Source organism: Mesorhizobium sp. M0571 (assembly GCF_040320985.1).
In the GTDB taxonomy this organism is placed as follows: Bacteria; Pseudomonadota; Alphaproteobacteria; order Rhizobiales; family Rhizobiaceae; genus Mesorhizobium.
This window is the reverse complement of the sequence record NZ_JAMYQT010000056.1, coordinates 17,177-32,558: the sequence shown is the minus strand read 5'-3', so window position 1 is coordinate 32,558 and position 15,382 is coordinate 17,177. Positions and strand designations below refer to the sequence as shown.

Sequence of the window (15,382 nt, the reverse complement as noted above, 5' to 3'; positions counted from 1 at the left end):
GTCTCCTATGCATGAGGCTCTGCGCCGGCCAGCCGGCTTAACCCTCGTACCGTTGCATATCGGATGACGGGCCGCCCTCAGGCCCAGCAATCATAGGGACTAGCGGGCTGGCTGAGCGTCAAAGCGAAAGAGTACAGAGGCTCGCTCCGTACTAATTCCCGCTCAGAATTTTTACCAAACATTTCTTCTTGATTTTTCCCGACAGAGGGTCATGAATGTTCCCCTTGGGTTCTCGCTGAGGTGGGAGGCCTGGTATAAACGTTTGGATGAACTGCCGACCCATCAAAGTGACTGCCAATGAGCTTGTTGAAGAGTTGATTTTACAAGCCGGCACGGCCAAATCATCATCATCTCTGTCAAAGAGACTATCGCAGCGGTACGCCGAGACGGGTCACATCTGGTGGAAAGTGACTGCGAGCTGGTGGAGTTTATTGTCGATCTTGCCCAGCCTTTGGCATGTTCGTTGCGTTCGACATTCGCGAATAGCCGCATGGCCCTCCGGGCCCTGTCCGGACCGACCGACCTGGGATTGTGGGGAGAAAGGCGGATCGAGGCGCGTCAATAGGATCGAGGAGGAGCATGGGGGTCTTCGCGAGCCAGTGTCCGATCCCCACCACAGAAATTCTACCAAATATTCCTGACTGTCGCGGCCCAGCGCCGTACCAATTTGTACAATTTGTACATGGCAATGCCGCTCAGGTAGGGAGTAGAGTACCCTTCGGCGTGTCCCTGGATGAGCGTCGCGCGAAGGGTCGGTCCGTTTCTAGAACAAGCAATTACTGTACTCCTCAACAGGGCGGACCGTCGCGACACGGTCTCGATCAAAGCGGCAGCTACGCGAAGCTCGGGAGACTGCGCCTTATTTGGTGGCCTCCGACGAAGAACTAACCGAGGCAATCGTCGAGGCAGCAACTGCCATGGGCCTCTGCGTGGCGTCGACGCCCGGGAGTAGCTGTCAGCCAACTTCAGTCACTGTGGCATCGCAACGGAAGCGCGCCGTCCTGCGCCATTTTCACTAGTCAGAGGTAATCCGCAATTACCTTCGCAACCTGCTAAATCTGCCTGTAGAACGGGAACTGCGGGCTGAGCAAAGGTATTTGCTGGAGGAACTTGATAAGGTCGACAAAGAGTGACCGCATGGCTCTCCACTGGTTCAACCCTCCGGTCCCCGTCAAGACCGAGCATTTCGGGATCATCCGCAACGTCGACAACGCCGAGGCAGCGGGCGAGGAGCTGATGAAGTGGACCAAGCGTGGCCCTTGGTGGGACCTTGCGGTGCGCGTTTGCATGGCCGTGATCTTCGACGAGATGGAACCTGAGGAGGCCCGCAAGGCATTCCTGGCTGCTGCAAAAGAGGAGGGGACATTACTCCCCCCAATGACAACCAGCTAAATTGGAACGGTATAAGGTCTATGTGTCTATGACCAAAACCGCCTTCGCGAAAGGAGCCCGCCGCCAGTAAGGAGATGAGAGGCGACGGACCCCCACAGCGGCTGCACATCCACGAAGATCGACCGATGCAAGCTCTAAACCCGCGAGGGCCTGCGTTGTTCCCTTATCAGCGGGGGATGCAACTGGGTTGGTCAGCGGGCTCTTCCCGCTCTAAGTCGCCCCTCATGGCTCCCCTCTGGTTCAACCCTCCGGTCTACGTGAAGACGAAACGTCCGGGCATTCGCAATGGGGTCAGCCACGTCGAGGGAGCCGCCGAGGAACTCATGGCGTGGGACACAAAGGGCCCGAAGTGGACCAAGGCGGTCCAATCCTGCGTCGATGCGTTCGAGGGCAGGTCCGTGATGCCTTTGAGGCGGCTGCCAAGGAGGCCGACGTGTATCTCTCCCCTGAGTAGGAGGTATCATGGCAACCCATTGGTTCGTCCCTCCGGTGTTCGTGAAGAGTGAAACCGGCGTCAGGCATGGGTGCAACAATGCGAGGGCAGCCCTTGAGCAGCTCAAGACGTGGACCCGAAGAGGACCTCGCTGGCATAAGGCGGTGACGCTGTGCCTGTCAGCCTTGGAGGACGATCCGATTGACCCTCAGGTGGTCCGAAAGGCCTTTGAGGCTGCCGCCAAGGAAGCCAAGATGTATCTCTCCCCTGAGTAGGAGGTGTTGTGGCAACCCATTTGTTCTCCCCTCCGGTGTACGTCAAGACTGACCGACCTGGGGTCACCTACGGGTGCAACAATGTCGAGGGTGCCGCCGAGGAACTCCTGAAGTGGACCAAGATGGGGCCCAAGTGGCGGAAGGCTGTGCAACTATGCATCGAAGCCGTCGAGGATCGGGCGACCCCGGAGGAGGCTCGTAAGGCCTTCGAGGCGGCTGCTAAGGAGGAGGGGATGCTACGATCCTCTGTTTAGGTCTCCTGTGTCCCTGTGCCCCCTCGGCTAGGGTCGATCGCCGTCCAGCGAGAAGCTCCGAAACTCGATTCCGAGTTGCTTGAGCCGCTCTACACCGGGAACCTCTGCCGCCGGGTGCACGAGCCCAAGGATGGAGTCGGATCGGAAGGGTAGGGGGACATGCAGGGCCTCACCTGCCTTGAGGACGCCACTGACAAGCTGCCAGGGCACGGCGACGGCGCGCAGTGTTCTGCCTTGTGATGCGGCGATCTCTTTCATGAGTCGTCGGAACGGTACCGGTTCGGGGTTGGCCAGCCCTACCGGCTCCGGCAGGGGCATGTCAGACTCGGCAATACGCACCATGGCGGCTGCCATGTCCGCCTCATGCACGGTGAACTGATGGGAGCGCGCTCCGATGAGAGGTGTGACCGGCAGGTTGGTGAGCTTGCGGAGCGCGCCTGCCATCCCGCCCCAACCGGGGCCGTACACCAGTCCGAGGCGGGTGGAGACACCTCCCAGACTGCTGGCGGTGAGCTCGCAGGCCAGCTTCGCCTGACCGTACAACTGTCGGGTTCCCTTACAGGCGGACATCGAGGAGATAAAAATGACCCGGCGAACCCCTGCGTCGGCGGCATTGCGCAGGAGGTGCTGCGAGCCGGACACATTGACACCCCACACATCGCCGGCGCTGACGAGAGTCAGGTCCCATGCACCGTGGATGAGCACATCTAGGTCGCTCAATGCGGCCCCCGACGGCGGGCGCTTGATCTCGTATGGGCGCCACTCGGCGACGCCAACCATTGCGGCGGCAGAGTCGGAGGTCACCCGGTTCAAACGGGCGAACGCGATGACCTCATGCCCTTCTTCGGCGAAGGCGGCACGCAGGATGGTCCCGACATATCCATTGGCTCCGGTGATACCGACCCGCATTGAACGCTCAACCCGTCAGCTGCATCGCTTCGCAGGCGATGCGATGTGAATTGGCCATCACAGTCAGAGTAAAAGTAGTAGCTGGCACATTTGGGAAAACCGACCCGTCGATGAGATGGATACGGTCCCAGCGCGCCAGCCGCCCGAGGCGGTCTGTCGTCGCACTCCCGGTATGCGGCTCACTGGCGTGGGGAAAGCTGCCGCCAAAGTGGTAGCTCTTGGCCCCGCCCGACCACAGCATCCGCGGCGTGACTGGCCACAAGTCAAGGTAAGGTGCCGCGCTGCGGATCCGCTTTATTACGTCAGGCAGCATCGGAGGCACGTCTTTGCCCCTGACCCTGGCCTCGCTGAAGCCCTCCGAAGTGAGGGTGATCTGGGGTAGCTCATCAGGAGCTGCGGACACCTGGGCGGTGACCCGGACCTTGGGTGATGCCCAGGACGGCAAGTAGCCCAGGCCTACCGTCAACCGGCTCAGGAGCCGATCCGTCACGAAGGCGGCGGCGCGGTGTTGGAGGAAGCCGGGAAGCGCATCGTAGTATGCCGGGTTGAACGGATAGAAGTGAATCTGTGAGACATCGAAGCCCTCGTCGTCCCGGACGATGACCATGTTGAACTGGTTGAGTGTGAACTCGCGCCTTGTACGTGGGTCGGGGGTCGGCTTCATGGACATCATTGGAAGAACGAATTGAGCCGATTCCGAAAGATGTACCGGCTGGTCCGATCCGAGCGAGCCCAGGATCAGCCGGGTGGTCCCGATTGCTCCGCAGCCCACGAAGACCCGGTCGGCTGTGAATCGCTGGATCCGGCCGCTGGACAGCTCCCGGGCCTGCACGACGGCCGTGTCGCCCTCCTGGTCGACTCGCACCGCGAGCAGCCCGCTGTGGTAGTCGATCCTCCCGCTGCGCCTGAAGCGATCGAAGCTGTGCGAGGCCGAATAGACCAGCGACCGCGGGCACCCAGTCATGCACAGGCCGCAGGGCTGGCATTCGGGCGCTGAGAAGGCGAGGCGGGCGCGGCCTATCGTTATTCCCGTGGAGCGCACTCGATCGCGGTGCCGGGCGTAGTTGGCCAGGACCATCTGCGTCCGCGGCGCCAGCGGCGGAAGCGGGTCCGCGGATCCGATGAGCGGGAACCACTCCTCGAGATCGTCGGACTCTCCAGCGAAAGGAATGTGACCCAGGATCGTCCGATAGTGCTCTTCCATATCCGAGAAGTCGAACGGCCATCCCTTGAACGTGGCGGCGCTGAAGGGCATGATCTGGGCCCCCCAGACATTGCTGAACCCCCCGTAGGCGCTTGATATGACAGCTGAGTTGACTCTTCCCTCGGAGTGGACGCCGTCGAGCTGGCCCTTGTTGACAAACGGGAAATCGGATCCGTAGCTTCTCTTTTCAGGCAGCGAATCGGACTGGACCCGCTTGGGTTGCAGGCTGACCCCGCGGACGTCCTCCTCATCCCAGTTGTCGACACGCAGCTTGGACAGCCTGGAGATTACCTCCTGCGTCTCCGCGTCAAGCACGGTGCCCGGATCGAACACGGTTATCTTCTCGTCCGGTTTCTCGGACAGCGCCAACACGGCGGCGGCTGCAGCCGGACCCGAACCAATGATTATCGAAGCCGGCATCTACTTCCCGCGCCCACCGCCTTGCGCGGCTGTGTCCAGTATCTGCTTGGTTGCCTGTTGGCGCCGCCGGCGCAAGCGCCGCACCAGCTCGATCCGGCCGGCGACGTGGCCTGCCGCGGCCAGCCCCACGCCAGCGATTATCGCCGCGGACCGGGCCAGCCCATGGGCGTCACCCTTGGCCACTTGCAAAATCTCCCGCGGTACGCCCTTGGTCAGCGCGTGCCAGACGAAGCGGGTCTCTGCACCCAGTGTGGCGGCGTCGCCCATCTGGGCAAAGGCCTCGACCTTCCCCTTGTTGACGAACAGGCAGCGGCGCCAGAAGTACCTCCAGGTCGGCCGTGAGGCGGGCACGAAGTGGCGGACGGTCGCCGCCGGTTCGTAGATGACCGCCTCACTGCCCCTGAGGTGCGCCACGCGGTGACACATGTCCATGTCGTCGTGACGGTCGGAGTGGAACCCTCCCACCTGCTCGAGGAGGGTCCGCCGCACCGACATGTTGGCTCCTATGAGGTGAGCCAAAGGACCTCGGCTGGTCGGAAGGCCGTCATAAGCGCATCCGAACACCCAGTCGAACTGCACAGGAAACCAGGCCGGGCGACTCGTCTCGAAAACCGGTATGGGGCGCCCGCCGACGGCGCCGATGCGCTTATCCCGGTACGGTTCGATGAGAATCTCGAGCCAGTCCTTGTCGGCCGCCGCATCGTCATCCAGGAACGCCAGGATCTCTCCAGCGGCTGTCTCGGCTGCCGTGTTTCGGGCCGCCCCCAGATGCCCGTCATCCTTGTTCTGGATCACCCGTATCGGAGGGGTCGATGCTGCGAAGTCAGCCCAGTACGCGGCACAACGGTGGAACAGGGGCTGGTCGACAGATAGGATGATCTCGCAGGGTTGCAAGGTCTGCTCCTGAACCGAGGCCACCGACTGAAGCAACAGCTCCCATCTGTCCTCGGAGTAGGCACAGATAATCACTGAGATCGTAGGGGGGGGCGGGACCTGCCGGCGTTCGCTGCTGACGCCATCCTCGGGCTGCCCGGTTTTGGATCCAGGCTGACCGGTTGTGGCAACGGCAACGTCATGACCGCGGCGGGCGAGACCGATACTTAGGTTCCGGACGTGGCCCCGCTGGCCAACGCCAATCGGCGAATAGGATTGCGCAAGCATCAGAATACGCATCTAGGAATTCTCCCGACTTGAGCTGCCAATGTCTGTCCAAACTCTTCGATAGACGGTGCGATGGTCTTGGTTTTTGAAACGCCAGGCTTCCACGCGGGATTCGGCCTACCCGGAAGCCGGTTTTCAGCATAAAAAGTCACCAACCAGGGCCGAGGTTTGCGCCATCGTAGGCTTGCTTCCGTCGAGCGACCCGATCACCGGCTGGAGGAAGGTGCGGACCACATTGGCGCCCATCGCCACCGCGTCGTCGAGAACGCGGGTGACCTCCTCCTGCGACCCGTAGGTCAGATAGTGGTTGTTTACGCCGGTCACGAAGAACGGCCTGCCGTCCAACGCAAAGTTCGTTCCGGAAGTCTTGATGCAGGACGTTGCCGACGGATCGTCCGCGGCGCTCACGACTGCCGGAACGGACAGCAACGCGGACACCAGCACCCGCAGTCCGGCGTTCCTCACTCGTTGCCAGTCGATGATCATCCTGGCATTTGGCTCTCGCCGGCCACAGGGTGCAATGGCCCCTAAGGATTACCTCCTCTGACCTCACACAGCCCGGCGTCGTTCGGGCATAGTGGTGCTTAGCCGCTTCCAGCCGCTCGAGTATGGACCCGTGCTGTCAGGCATCTTTCAATCAAGTGTTCGGCTCCCCACATGGCGAGTCCCCGCAACCACAGTAGGTGGAAACCATCCTCGCGCTGCGGCTTTCCATCTGCCGCCCTTGGCTCGCGGGCCCGCGGCGGAGTCCAGGGTAGGCGGATCGCCTGAGGTGGTTCTCGTGGAAGCTGTAAGCTGGCGTCCTTTTGAAATCCGCCGTGGGAACAACAATGCGCATTTGCCTGAGTCTCGATCCGTCCCGGCTACTGCGATGGCACCTCTGGCTGGCAGAAGCGCTCGCTGAAGTGCCCGGCAACGAAGTCTCCTGCGCGTTGGCGGCCGGTCGCTGCCCGCTGCCGTTAATCTGCCGTCTGCTGCTCGAACTCGAACAACTGGTCTATGGCTTTCGTGGGAACGGCGCCATCGACCCCGTCGAGGCGGCGCTGCGGTGCCTGCCGCCGCCTCCGGCCGACCAAGTGGATGTGGTGATCGATTTGAGCGGGGCAGAATCGCTCCCGGCGGGGCGGCGCGTGCTCACCCCGGTCTTTAACGGCGCACCCGGCGAGATCGGAGTCGTGGCGGCCTGGGTGAATCATCAGGATCTTCTCGTCGACCTGCATGACACGGCGCGCCCGTTGCGGCCGTGGACGGCGCGTCCGGCCAGTGGAGACCGTGAAGTGTTGGCAGCGAGGCTCGACAGCGCCCTTTCCTGCGCTGTGCCGCTGATCCTCAAAGCCCTGTGCGAGGAAACCGGTTCAGCTGCGTCCGGTATCCGCGGTCCACGCACGGCAGTGCCTTCGTTTGGGGCGCTTTCGGCGCTTGCAAGGGCGACCGGCACGGTTGCATCGAAGACGATCGGGCTTTTGGACGTCCTGGCGAGGGGCGGCAGGATGTGGGGGATTGGCTGGCGCTTCGATGAATCGGCGAGCCTGCTCGACAAAGGCGAAGCAGCCTTCCGGGTGCTCACCGGAAATGCCGACAGCTACCTTGCCGACCCGTTCCCGTTCCGGCACCAGGGGCAGGATTTCATCTTTGTCGAACAGTACCTCTACTCGAAGAACCGGGGGTGCATTGCGGTCGTGCCAGTGAACCGGGACGGGACAGCCGGCGCATCCCGGATCGTCGTAGAGGAACCGCATCACCTCTCGTACCCGTTCGTGTTCGAGCAGGATGGGCAGATCTGGATGATCCCCGAATCGGGGGCGGCCAGGAGTGTCAGCCTCTACAGGGCAGTGGAATTCCCTTACCGGTGGACGCGGGAGGCCTGTCTCATGGAAGGCATTGAGGGCTACGATACCACGCCGCTCTGCCATGAGGGCGGCTTTTGGTTTTTCGTCAGCCCAAGGCTTTGGAGGTCCACATCCTGGGATCTCCTCAGCCTCTACCGTGCCGAGAGCCTGACCGGGTCTTGGACGCCCCATGCCGCCAACCCCGTCCTGCTCGATGCAAGGCTCAGCCGGCCCGCAGGCGCCGTCATCCGACACGGCGGACGCACGCTACGCCCGGTCCAAGACTGCGCGCGCGGTTATGGCGGCGCGGTGACGTTCTGCCAGATCGATGCGCTCGGCGCGTCGGAGTTTGCCCAGACCCCGGTCGGTCGCATTTGGTCCGGAGCGTTGGGGTGTCACACCTACAACCGCCGGTCTGGCTTGGAGGTGATCGACCTGTTCGGGCATATCCGGGGTTTGCGAGAGGTCACGACCTCGTATCGTTTGCTGATACCCGACGCGCCGGTCTCGGGACCGCGCGGGGTCTCGGGACCGCGTGGGCAGTCCCTCTCTTGGCCGGTTTCGCCGGGTTTAGCTACCCGTAGCCAGGCGGTCGAGCGCAAGGTGCCCCGCCTGCGAAGGGCCGGGCGCGCTCGACCCTTCTCGGGCACAGAATAAGCTCGGAAATCACGGCCGAGTGGAGGCGCGAGCCCACCTGCACTTCGCAGCTTCTGGCCAGTGGCAAGTCAGCGTTGCGCTGGACGTTCATTTCTTCACGCCGGCGACCTTCGCGCCTTCTGCACGGCTCGCTCGGTAGAAATTGTCGCTTGTGAGCTGGTCCCAGCCGCGGGTCGATGAATGTCCTCGCTGGGTTGAAGGTGGACCCAGAGGTCTAAACGGGTTTGGCAACGCTGCCAACACAGCTGCTGAAGGTGATCGGTGCCGCTGCCGTACTATCCGCGGTGGTCGTATGGCTGGAAATAACCTGAAGGGATACCCCAAAAGAGCTAATCATCTATTTGCTTTTCCTAACCATCTATCGTCCTTCCATTTCAGATCTGCATCAGTAATCGTCGCATAACAAACCAAGATTAGGGGGCCATAAGCTTAGCAATCTTCTTTCATTTCATCTTCATTTCATAAGGGCCGGGAGTCCGCATATGGTTGGATCAAGCACATCCGTGGATGTGGCGGTCATTGGAGCTGGCCGCTGCGGCTTGTCGCTGGCCGCGCATTTGCGTGCGCGCGATGTGGAGCACCGGATTTTCGGGGAGCTCATGGGGTCATGGAAGCACAATATGCCCCCCGGATGGGTCCCATCGTACGACCTCAAAGCGCTGCCATGAATGCCCTTCTCTCCAGCATTCTCGCCCCCGTCGGTGCCACATCGCCGCCTGACCCGGTAAATGTCGCGCTACGGCGATCACTGACTCTGCCCCGAGTCAGCTTCGTCGTCCCGACGCTCAATGAAGCCGAGAACCTCCCTTGGCTTCTGCCGCGCATCCCCAACTGGGCGCATGAGATCATTATCGTGGATGGTCGTTCGACTGACGACACGGTCGCGGTCGCGCGCCGCCTGCGAGAGGACGTGAAGGTTGTGATGGAACCCCGGCGGGGCAAGGGCGCTGCACTGCAAGCGGGATTCCTGGCCGCCACAGGCGACATCATCGTCATGCTGGACGCCGACGGCTCCATGGTACCGGAGGAGGCGATCGTCTTTGTCAGTGCGCTGATGGCCGGCGCGGATCTCGTCAAGGGTTCACGCTTTATCCAGGGCGCCGGCACCGACGACATGTCGCTGTTCCGGATGTTCGGCAATAAGGGGCTGACCCTGTTCGTGCGGCTGCTCTATGGCGGTTGGTTCTCCGATCTATGCTACGGATACATAGCCTTCTGGACCAAGCACGTCGCCACGCTGGACTGCGATTGCGATGGGTTCGAGATCGAGACCCTCATCAACGTGCGGGCCTTGAAGAACCACCTCAATATCGTCGAGGTGGCGAGTTTCGAGGCTCCGCGCATCAGCGGTGTGAGCCATCTGCGCGCCATGCCGGACGGCTGGCGCGTCCTGAAAACCATCCTGCGCGAGAGGGTGCACCAACAGCGCAGGCGGAGTGCGACAGCCTGTGTTGTCGGTGGACAGACCTGATGCGAATCCTGATGGTTGCCGCTCGCTGCTACCCCCTCATAGGCGGCATCGAAACTCACATCCAGGAAGTCGGTCCCCGCTTGGTGGCGCGTGGCCACGCCGTCGACGTGCTCACTACCGATCCCTCGGGGGAGTTGCCGGATGAGGAGGAGGTGCGCGGCATGCGCGTGCAGCGCGTGCCGGCCTGGCCGAGGGGACGGGACCTCTATGTTGCGCCCGGCGTTTATACCGCGATCCGGCGCGGGGCATGGGATCTGATCCATTTCCAAGGTTACAGCAGCTTCGTGGCGCCGATCGGGCTGCTCGCGACCCTTCGCGGGGACCTGCCGTTCATCCTGACCTTCCACAGCGGCGGGCATTCCTCCCGGCTGCGCAATGCCGTGCGCGGCACACAGCACGCGCTGCTTCGACCGCTGGTTGCCCGGGCCGCGCGGCTGATCGGCGTCTCCGAATTCGAGGCCAGCTTCTTCAGCGCCAGGATGCGCGTGCCGCGCGAACGGTTTGTCGTCATCCCGAACGGCGCCGCGATGCCGGCTCCGAGCCCCGGCATCAAGGTCGATCCGCACCTGATCGTCTCGGGCGGCAGGCTGGAGCGCTACAAGGGCCATCAGCGGGCGATCGCGGCCTTGCCCGAACTGATCCGCCGGGTACCGGACGTGCGATTGCACATCGTCGGAACAGGCCCGTACGAGGGAGAATTGCGGCGCCTCGTAGCGACACTCGGCCTCGAGAGGCGGGTCACTATCGCGAGCATCCCCGGATCCGACCGGCAGAACATGGCTGACCTCCTGGCGAGCGCCGCGTTATTCGTGCTGTTCAGCGAATACGAAGCCCATCCGATCGCTGTGATGGAAGCTCTGTCGCTGCGCCGTCCGGTCCTCGTTAGCGACACGTCCGGTCTGCAGGAACTGGCCGCTAATGGCCTGTGCCGGGCGATTCCGCCCAACGCCGGTCCTGGAGAGCTGGCCGCCGCCATGGCCGAAGAACTGAAGGCCCCTCGGCAGGTCCCGGATTTGGCCCTGCCGGACTGGGATGCCTGTGCGCATGCGCTGAGCCACGTTTATTATGATGTCCTCGGCAGCCGATCCATGCTCCGCTTGGCCCCCGGCGGCGTGACATCGTGGCCTCCTGCGACGAGGGCATGATGCTGATGATGCCGGCTCATTTCAGCGCGGGAACCAGGATCAACCCGCTCCAGGCCGGTATTCGATTCGTCTCGGGCGTTGTCGGTCCCGACCTTCGCGACGGCAGCGCCGATGCCCCATCGCAACGCGCCAATTCCGGATGGATCGCGGTTCTATGCCTGACGATCGCCGCGGCTCTACTCCTGGTCGTTGCCGGGCACGCGGCCGGGCGCCGGGGCTATGACGTGGCGCCGCCGCTCTTCTGGTCCGGTGTCGTTCTCCTGGTCGCTCCGACCGGCCTTCGCATCGCTTGGCCGACAACGGCCCGAGGTGAGCGCCTGTTCCTGCTCTTCCTGCTTGCCGAAGCCCTGTTCTACTGCAAGATGGTCTATTCCCCGACGAGCTTCAGCGGTTACGACGAGGTCTTGCATTGGATTGCGGCCGAGGATCTCATCACGGCCCGCCGGCTGTTCCTGTCCAACCCGCTTTTCCCGATCGGGCCAACGTATCCCGCCCTGGAAATCCTGACAACGGCGATCGTCGATCTGACGGGACTGCCCTTGTTCGTGTCGGGGACGCTCTTGTTGGTCATCCTCAAGGGCACGTTCATCGGTGCCCTGTTTCTGTTCCTCGAGAGCATCGCCGGATCGCCGCGTATCTCGGCCATCGCCTGTCTGGCCTATATGGGCTGCTCAACCTTCTTCCTGTTCGATTCGATGTTCTCCTACGAGAGCCTCGGCATCGTGCTGTGCGTGCTGACCTTCGCGGTCGAAGCAGCGTCGAAGGATCTCGTCGGGCGACCGAGGCTGAAGTCGCTCGGGCTGATAGCCCTGCTGTTGGCAAGCCTCGCGGTCACACATCACCTCTCGGCCGCCTTCGCCGCCATCTATTTCGGAGCGCTGGCGGCCCTCGAGGCCTTGCGCCGGCACGACCCCCTGCGGATCAAGACCAGCATTGCCGTGGGCCTCGCGGCGATCCTCGCCATAGCCCTGCCGTCCCTGTGGGTGCAGGCCCGTGGCATCCCTCTCACAGGCTATCTCGGCCCGGTGATCGAGTCCGGTTTCGACACATTGCTCGGGAAGATCCTGGGCGCGCCCACCCCGCGGTCGGAGCACCTCGGAGCGCCGGACAAGGCCCTCTACATGCGGCTGACCACCTTGCTGGCGCTCCTGCTGGTGGCAGTCGGACTGGCAACGGGATTCTTTCGGTCGCTGGCCATGGCAGCGCCGAGTGGTCCGCGCTCCGGTTGGCGTCCGATCCAGGACATTGTCAAACGCCGCTGGCGCGACAGCCGCCTCGTGCTCCTCAGCTTGCTGGCCTTCGGGCTCCCAGTCTCGGTCGCCTTCCGACTGACCATCGCTGGATGGGAAATCGGCAACCGCATGGGAACGTTCGTGTTCATCGCCGTCGGGCTGGTCGTCGCGGTGAGCATCGTCCACTTCTGGCAGGGCCGCACGCCACGCGGGTGGCGCCGCATCGCACCGGCCGTTGCTCTGGTGATCATCGTCCTGGGCGGCGTCACAAGCTCTTCGATTAATCCGATCCATGGGCGCTACAGGGTGGCCGCAGATCAGGAATCGATCGAGCCGATGGGGATCGAAACGGCACGCTGGGCCAAGGAATGGCTCGGTGCCGGCAACCGCTTCACCACTGACCGCATCAACCGCCTTCTGCTTGCGGGCTACGGCCGGCAGGACGTCAGGGTCACCATCGTCGAAGGCATCGATCCCGCGCGCATATTCGAGGCCGAGACATTGGGGCCCGACGAGTTTTGGCCCTTGGCGCGAAGCGACATCGATTTCCTGCTGGTTGACCTGCGCCTGACCACGGCTCCGCCGGTGCTCGGCTTTTACTTCCAGCCGTGGGAAGCGCAGCAGGGAGCGCCGCTCTCGGGCGCAGCGCTGCTCAAGTTCAATGACGTCAAGGGCGTCACCCGCATCTACGACAACGGCTGGATCGTCATCTATGACGTGAGGGGATTGCATGAGAGTTTGTAGCAAGCGGGACCTTCTGGCCGCGTGCCTGTGGGCGGGGGCCACGGTTGCGGCCGTTGCGGTCAGCGACAGCTTGCTCCTCCGTACTGCCCTGGGCGCGCCCATGGTGTTCCTCGTCTCGGGCCACACGGTGCTGCGGGCCATTGGCGTCAGGACAACCTCCGCGTTGGAACACTTCGTCTACGCGGTCGGAGCAAGCCTCGCCGCCGGCATCGCCGGGGGCTTTGCCCTGAACGCCGCAGGCTTCCTTACGCCCCTCGGCTGGGCGGTGTGGTTCTGGGCCGTGACGGCCGCCGCAGCACTGGTGGCCGCCGGCCGCCGCGACACTCCCGATCTGCCAGCTTGGCCGGCTCCCGCGCGGGTCCGGCTCTGGCAGGGGGCCGCGCTCATGCTAGCGCTGCTTGTAGCGACCGGAGCCTATGCGCTGGCCGTCCGGGACGAAGCGGCCTACCGGGAATTCAAATACACCGCGTTCTGGTTGTTGCCGTCGGCCGGTGGCGGGTCCGGCCGGATCACCGTCGGCATCAGGAGCGCCGAGACTCAACCCCAGCGATTCGACCTGGAAATCACCCTCGATGGGCAACCGTTCGCCGTCTTCCGATCGATCGCCGTCGCGCCGGGCGACACCTGGGCGCGGGAAATCCCGGTGCCCGTCTTGGCAACTCGCCAGACGGCCGAGGCGCGGCTCTATCGACCGGAAGACAACCGGCTCTATCGCAGCGTTTCGACGCTGGTGCCGCGCATCTAAAACGAGGCTGGACCATGCGCATCCTGCTGCTATCGCAGTTCTATCCTCCGGTGATCGGGGGAGAGGAGCGGCACGTCCGCAATCTCGGCGCGGCGCTGGCGCAGCGGGGCCATCATGTCAGCGTCGGCACCTTGATGCATCCCGGATCGCCCGAAACCGAGCTGGACGGCGCGGTCCGCGTGCATCGCCTGCGCGGGACGCTCCAGCGTCTGTCGGGCCTCCACACCGATCCCGAGCGCCGCCATGCACCGCCCTTTCCGGATCCCGAACTTGTGCTTGCCCTGAAGCGGCTGGTCGCCCGGGAGGAACCGGACATCGTCCACGCCCATAACTGGATCTACGCCTCCTTCCTGCCGCTCAAAGGTCTGAGTGGGGCACGCCTCGTGGTTACGCTCCACGACTACGGCCTTGTCTGCGCCAAGAAGAACTTCATGCACTTGGGCACCCATCTCTGCAGTGGCCCGGCGCCGGGCAAGTGCCTGCCCTGCGCCACAGGGCATTACGGGGCCGTGAAGGCAGCCGCGACCACCTTGGGCAACTGGGCGTCGAGCTTCGCCGCTCGGCGCGTTGTGGACCGCTTCATCGCGGTGAGCCACGCGGTGGCCCGTCACACCGGCCTCACCCAAGGCCGCGCCCCCTACGAGGTCATCCCCAACTTCGTGCCCGACGATGTCGGGGTGCTTGGCCCGGAAGATCCCTGCCTGCGGGAGCTACCCGGGCATGGATTCATCCTGTTCGTCGGTGACATGATGCGTCTCAAGGGCATTGACGTTCTCCTGCAAGCCTATGCCGGTCTGGAGCGGGCGCCGCAGCTGGTCCTGGTCGGGCGCCGGGTCGCCGATACGCCAACCGAATTTCCGCCGAACGTCCGAGTCTTCGGTACGTGGCCGCATTCCGCCATCATGCATGCCTGGCGGCGCTCACTGTTCGGCGTGCTGCCGTCGGTCGGGCCCGAAGCCTGCGCGACGGTCATCATGGAAGCGATGGCGTCCGGGAAGGCAGTCGTCGCAACCGACGTCGGCGGCATGTCGGATCTCGTCGATCATGGCCAGACAGGGCTTCTCGTGCCGCCCGGTGACGCACACGCCCTCGCTCACGCAATGCAGACACTTCTGGAGGACCGCGCCTTGCTGGCCCGCCTGGAGGCGACAAGCCTCGCCAGGGTTGGACGCCTCAAGGCCGGAGCGGTCGTGACCCGGATCGAGCAGGTCTACCGGGACGTCCTGCGCCCAGCCGCCAGCAGGTCCGCGGTGCCGGCGCACCAAGGTTCGGGAGGGCGATCGTGCCGGTAGACCTCGCCGGGACGGCCATTATGCGCGTGCGCCGGGCGCTTCGAAAGAGCGCCACGCTCGTCATGAATTCCGGAGCTCTGGCGATCGGAACGGTGGCAACGGCCGGTCTTGGGTTTGTCTATTGGTGGCTCGCCGCCCGGCTGTTTCCGCCGGAGGTGATCGGCAAGGCCTCCGCCCTCGTATCCGTGATGGCCCTCGTCGGTGTGCTGGGGGAGGCCG

Annotated in this window: 12 protein-coding genes and 1 pseudogene; 9 read left to right on the top strand and 4 right to left on the bottom strand. The window is 63.7% G+C overall.

From position 1 onward, the window contains the following. Positions 1–1,137 precede the first annotated feature (1,137 nt). The 3 genes from NKI85_RS32670 (at position 1,138) to NKI85_RS32660 (ending at position 2,354) form a co-directional block, all read left to right on the top strand. Positions 1,138–1,392 (top strand): DUF982 domain-containing protein, encoded by a 255-nt coding sequence (locus NKI85_RS32670; protein ID WP_352780105.1) that lies wholly within the window; start codon positions 1,138–1,140, stop codon positions 1,390–1,392. A 462-nt stretch (positions 1,393–1,854) separates the two neighbouring features. Further along, positions 1,855–2,100: a DUF982 domain-containing protein gene (locus NKI85_RS32665; RefSeq protein ID WP_352528460.1), complete on the top strand. Its 246-nt coding sequence runs from the start codon at positions 1,855–1,857 to the stop codon at positions 2,098–2,100. An 8-nt stretch (positions 2,101–2,108) separates the two neighbouring features. Next, entirely contained in the window at positions 2,109–2,354 is a 246-nt protein-coding gene (locus NKI85_RS32660) for a DUF982 domain-containing protein (protein ID WP_352780103.1), read from the top strand. 27 nt (positions 2,355–2,381) lie between these two features. Here NKI85_RS32660 and NKI85_RS32655 read toward each other — a convergent pair whose 3' ends face one another. From NKI85_RS32655 to NKI85_RS38040, 4 genes and pseudogenes are all read right to left on the bottom strand, one after another. After that, on the bottom strand, positions 2,382–3,263 hold the full coding sequence (locus NKI85_RS32655) for an NAD-dependent epimerase/dehydratase family protein (protein WP_352528464.1): 882 nt from the start codon (positions 3,261–3,263) through the stop codon (positions 2,382–2,384). Between the two features lie 7 nt (positions 3,264–3,270). After that, positions 3,271–4,887, bottom strand: coding sequence for a Rossmann-fold NAD(P)-binding domain-containing protein (locus NKI85_RS32650; RefSeq protein WP_352528466.1), 1,617 nt, complete (start codon positions 4,885–4,887; stop codon positions 3,271–3,273). Then, complete coding sequence (locus NKI85_RS32645; protein WP_352528468.1) at positions 4,888–6,060, bottom strand: glycosyltransferase family 2 protein; 1,173 nt, start codon at positions 6,058–6,060, stop codon at positions 4,888–4,890. 162 nt (positions 6,061–6,222) lie between these two features. Beyond that, positions 6,223–6,534: pseudogene (locus NKI85_RS38040) on the bottom strand (beta-mannosidase); the annotation flags it as partial. A gap of 344 nt (positions 6,535–6,878) precedes the next feature. Here NKI85_RS38040 and NKI85_RS32635 point away from each other — a divergent pair. From NKI85_RS32635 to NKI85_RS32610, 6 genes are all read left to right on the top strand, one after another. After that, complete coding sequence (locus NKI85_RS32635) at positions 6,879–8,534, top strand: glucosamine inositolphosphorylceramide transferase family protein (RefSeq protein ID WP_352780101.1); 1,656 nt, start codon at positions 6,879–6,881, stop codon at positions 8,532–8,534. 607 nt (positions 8,535–9,141) lie between these two features. Next, positions 9,142–10,005: a glycosyltransferase family 2 protein gene (locus NKI85_RS32630; protein ID WP_352780099.1), complete on the top strand. Its 864-nt coding sequence runs from the start codon at positions 9,142–9,144 to the stop codon at positions 10,003–10,005. Then, positions 10,005–11,150 (top strand): glycosyltransferase family 4 protein, encoded by a 1,146-nt coding sequence (locus NKI85_RS32625; RefSeq protein ID WP_352780097.1) that lies wholly within the window; start codon positions 10,005–10,007, stop codon positions 11,148–11,150. Before NKI85_RS32630 ends, NKI85_RS32625 begins: the two co-directional genes overlap by 1 nt. Further along, the gene (locus NKI85_RS32620; protein WP_352780095.1) at positions 11,126–13,126 is read left to right on the top strand and encodes a putative glycosyltransferase family protein; all 2,001 of its coding nucleotides are present in this window, start codon (positions 11,126–11,128) and stop codon (positions 13,124–13,126) included. Before NKI85_RS32625 ends, NKI85_RS32620 begins: the two co-directional genes overlap by 25 nt. A gap of 100 nt (positions 13,127–13,226) precedes the next feature. Then, on the top strand, positions 13,227–13,871 hold the full coding sequence (locus tag NKI85_RS32615) for a hypothetical protein (protein WP_352528478.1): 645 nt from the start codon (positions 13,227–13,229) through the stop codon (positions 13,869–13,871). Between the two features lie 14 nt (positions 13,872–13,885). Continuing rightward, complete coding sequence (locus tag NKI85_RS32610; RefSeq protein ID WP_352528480.1) at positions 13,886–15,163, top strand: glycosyltransferase family 4 protein; 1,278 nt, start codon at positions 13,886–13,888, stop codon at positions 15,161–15,163. Positions 15,164–15,382: the final 219 nt, after the last annotated feature.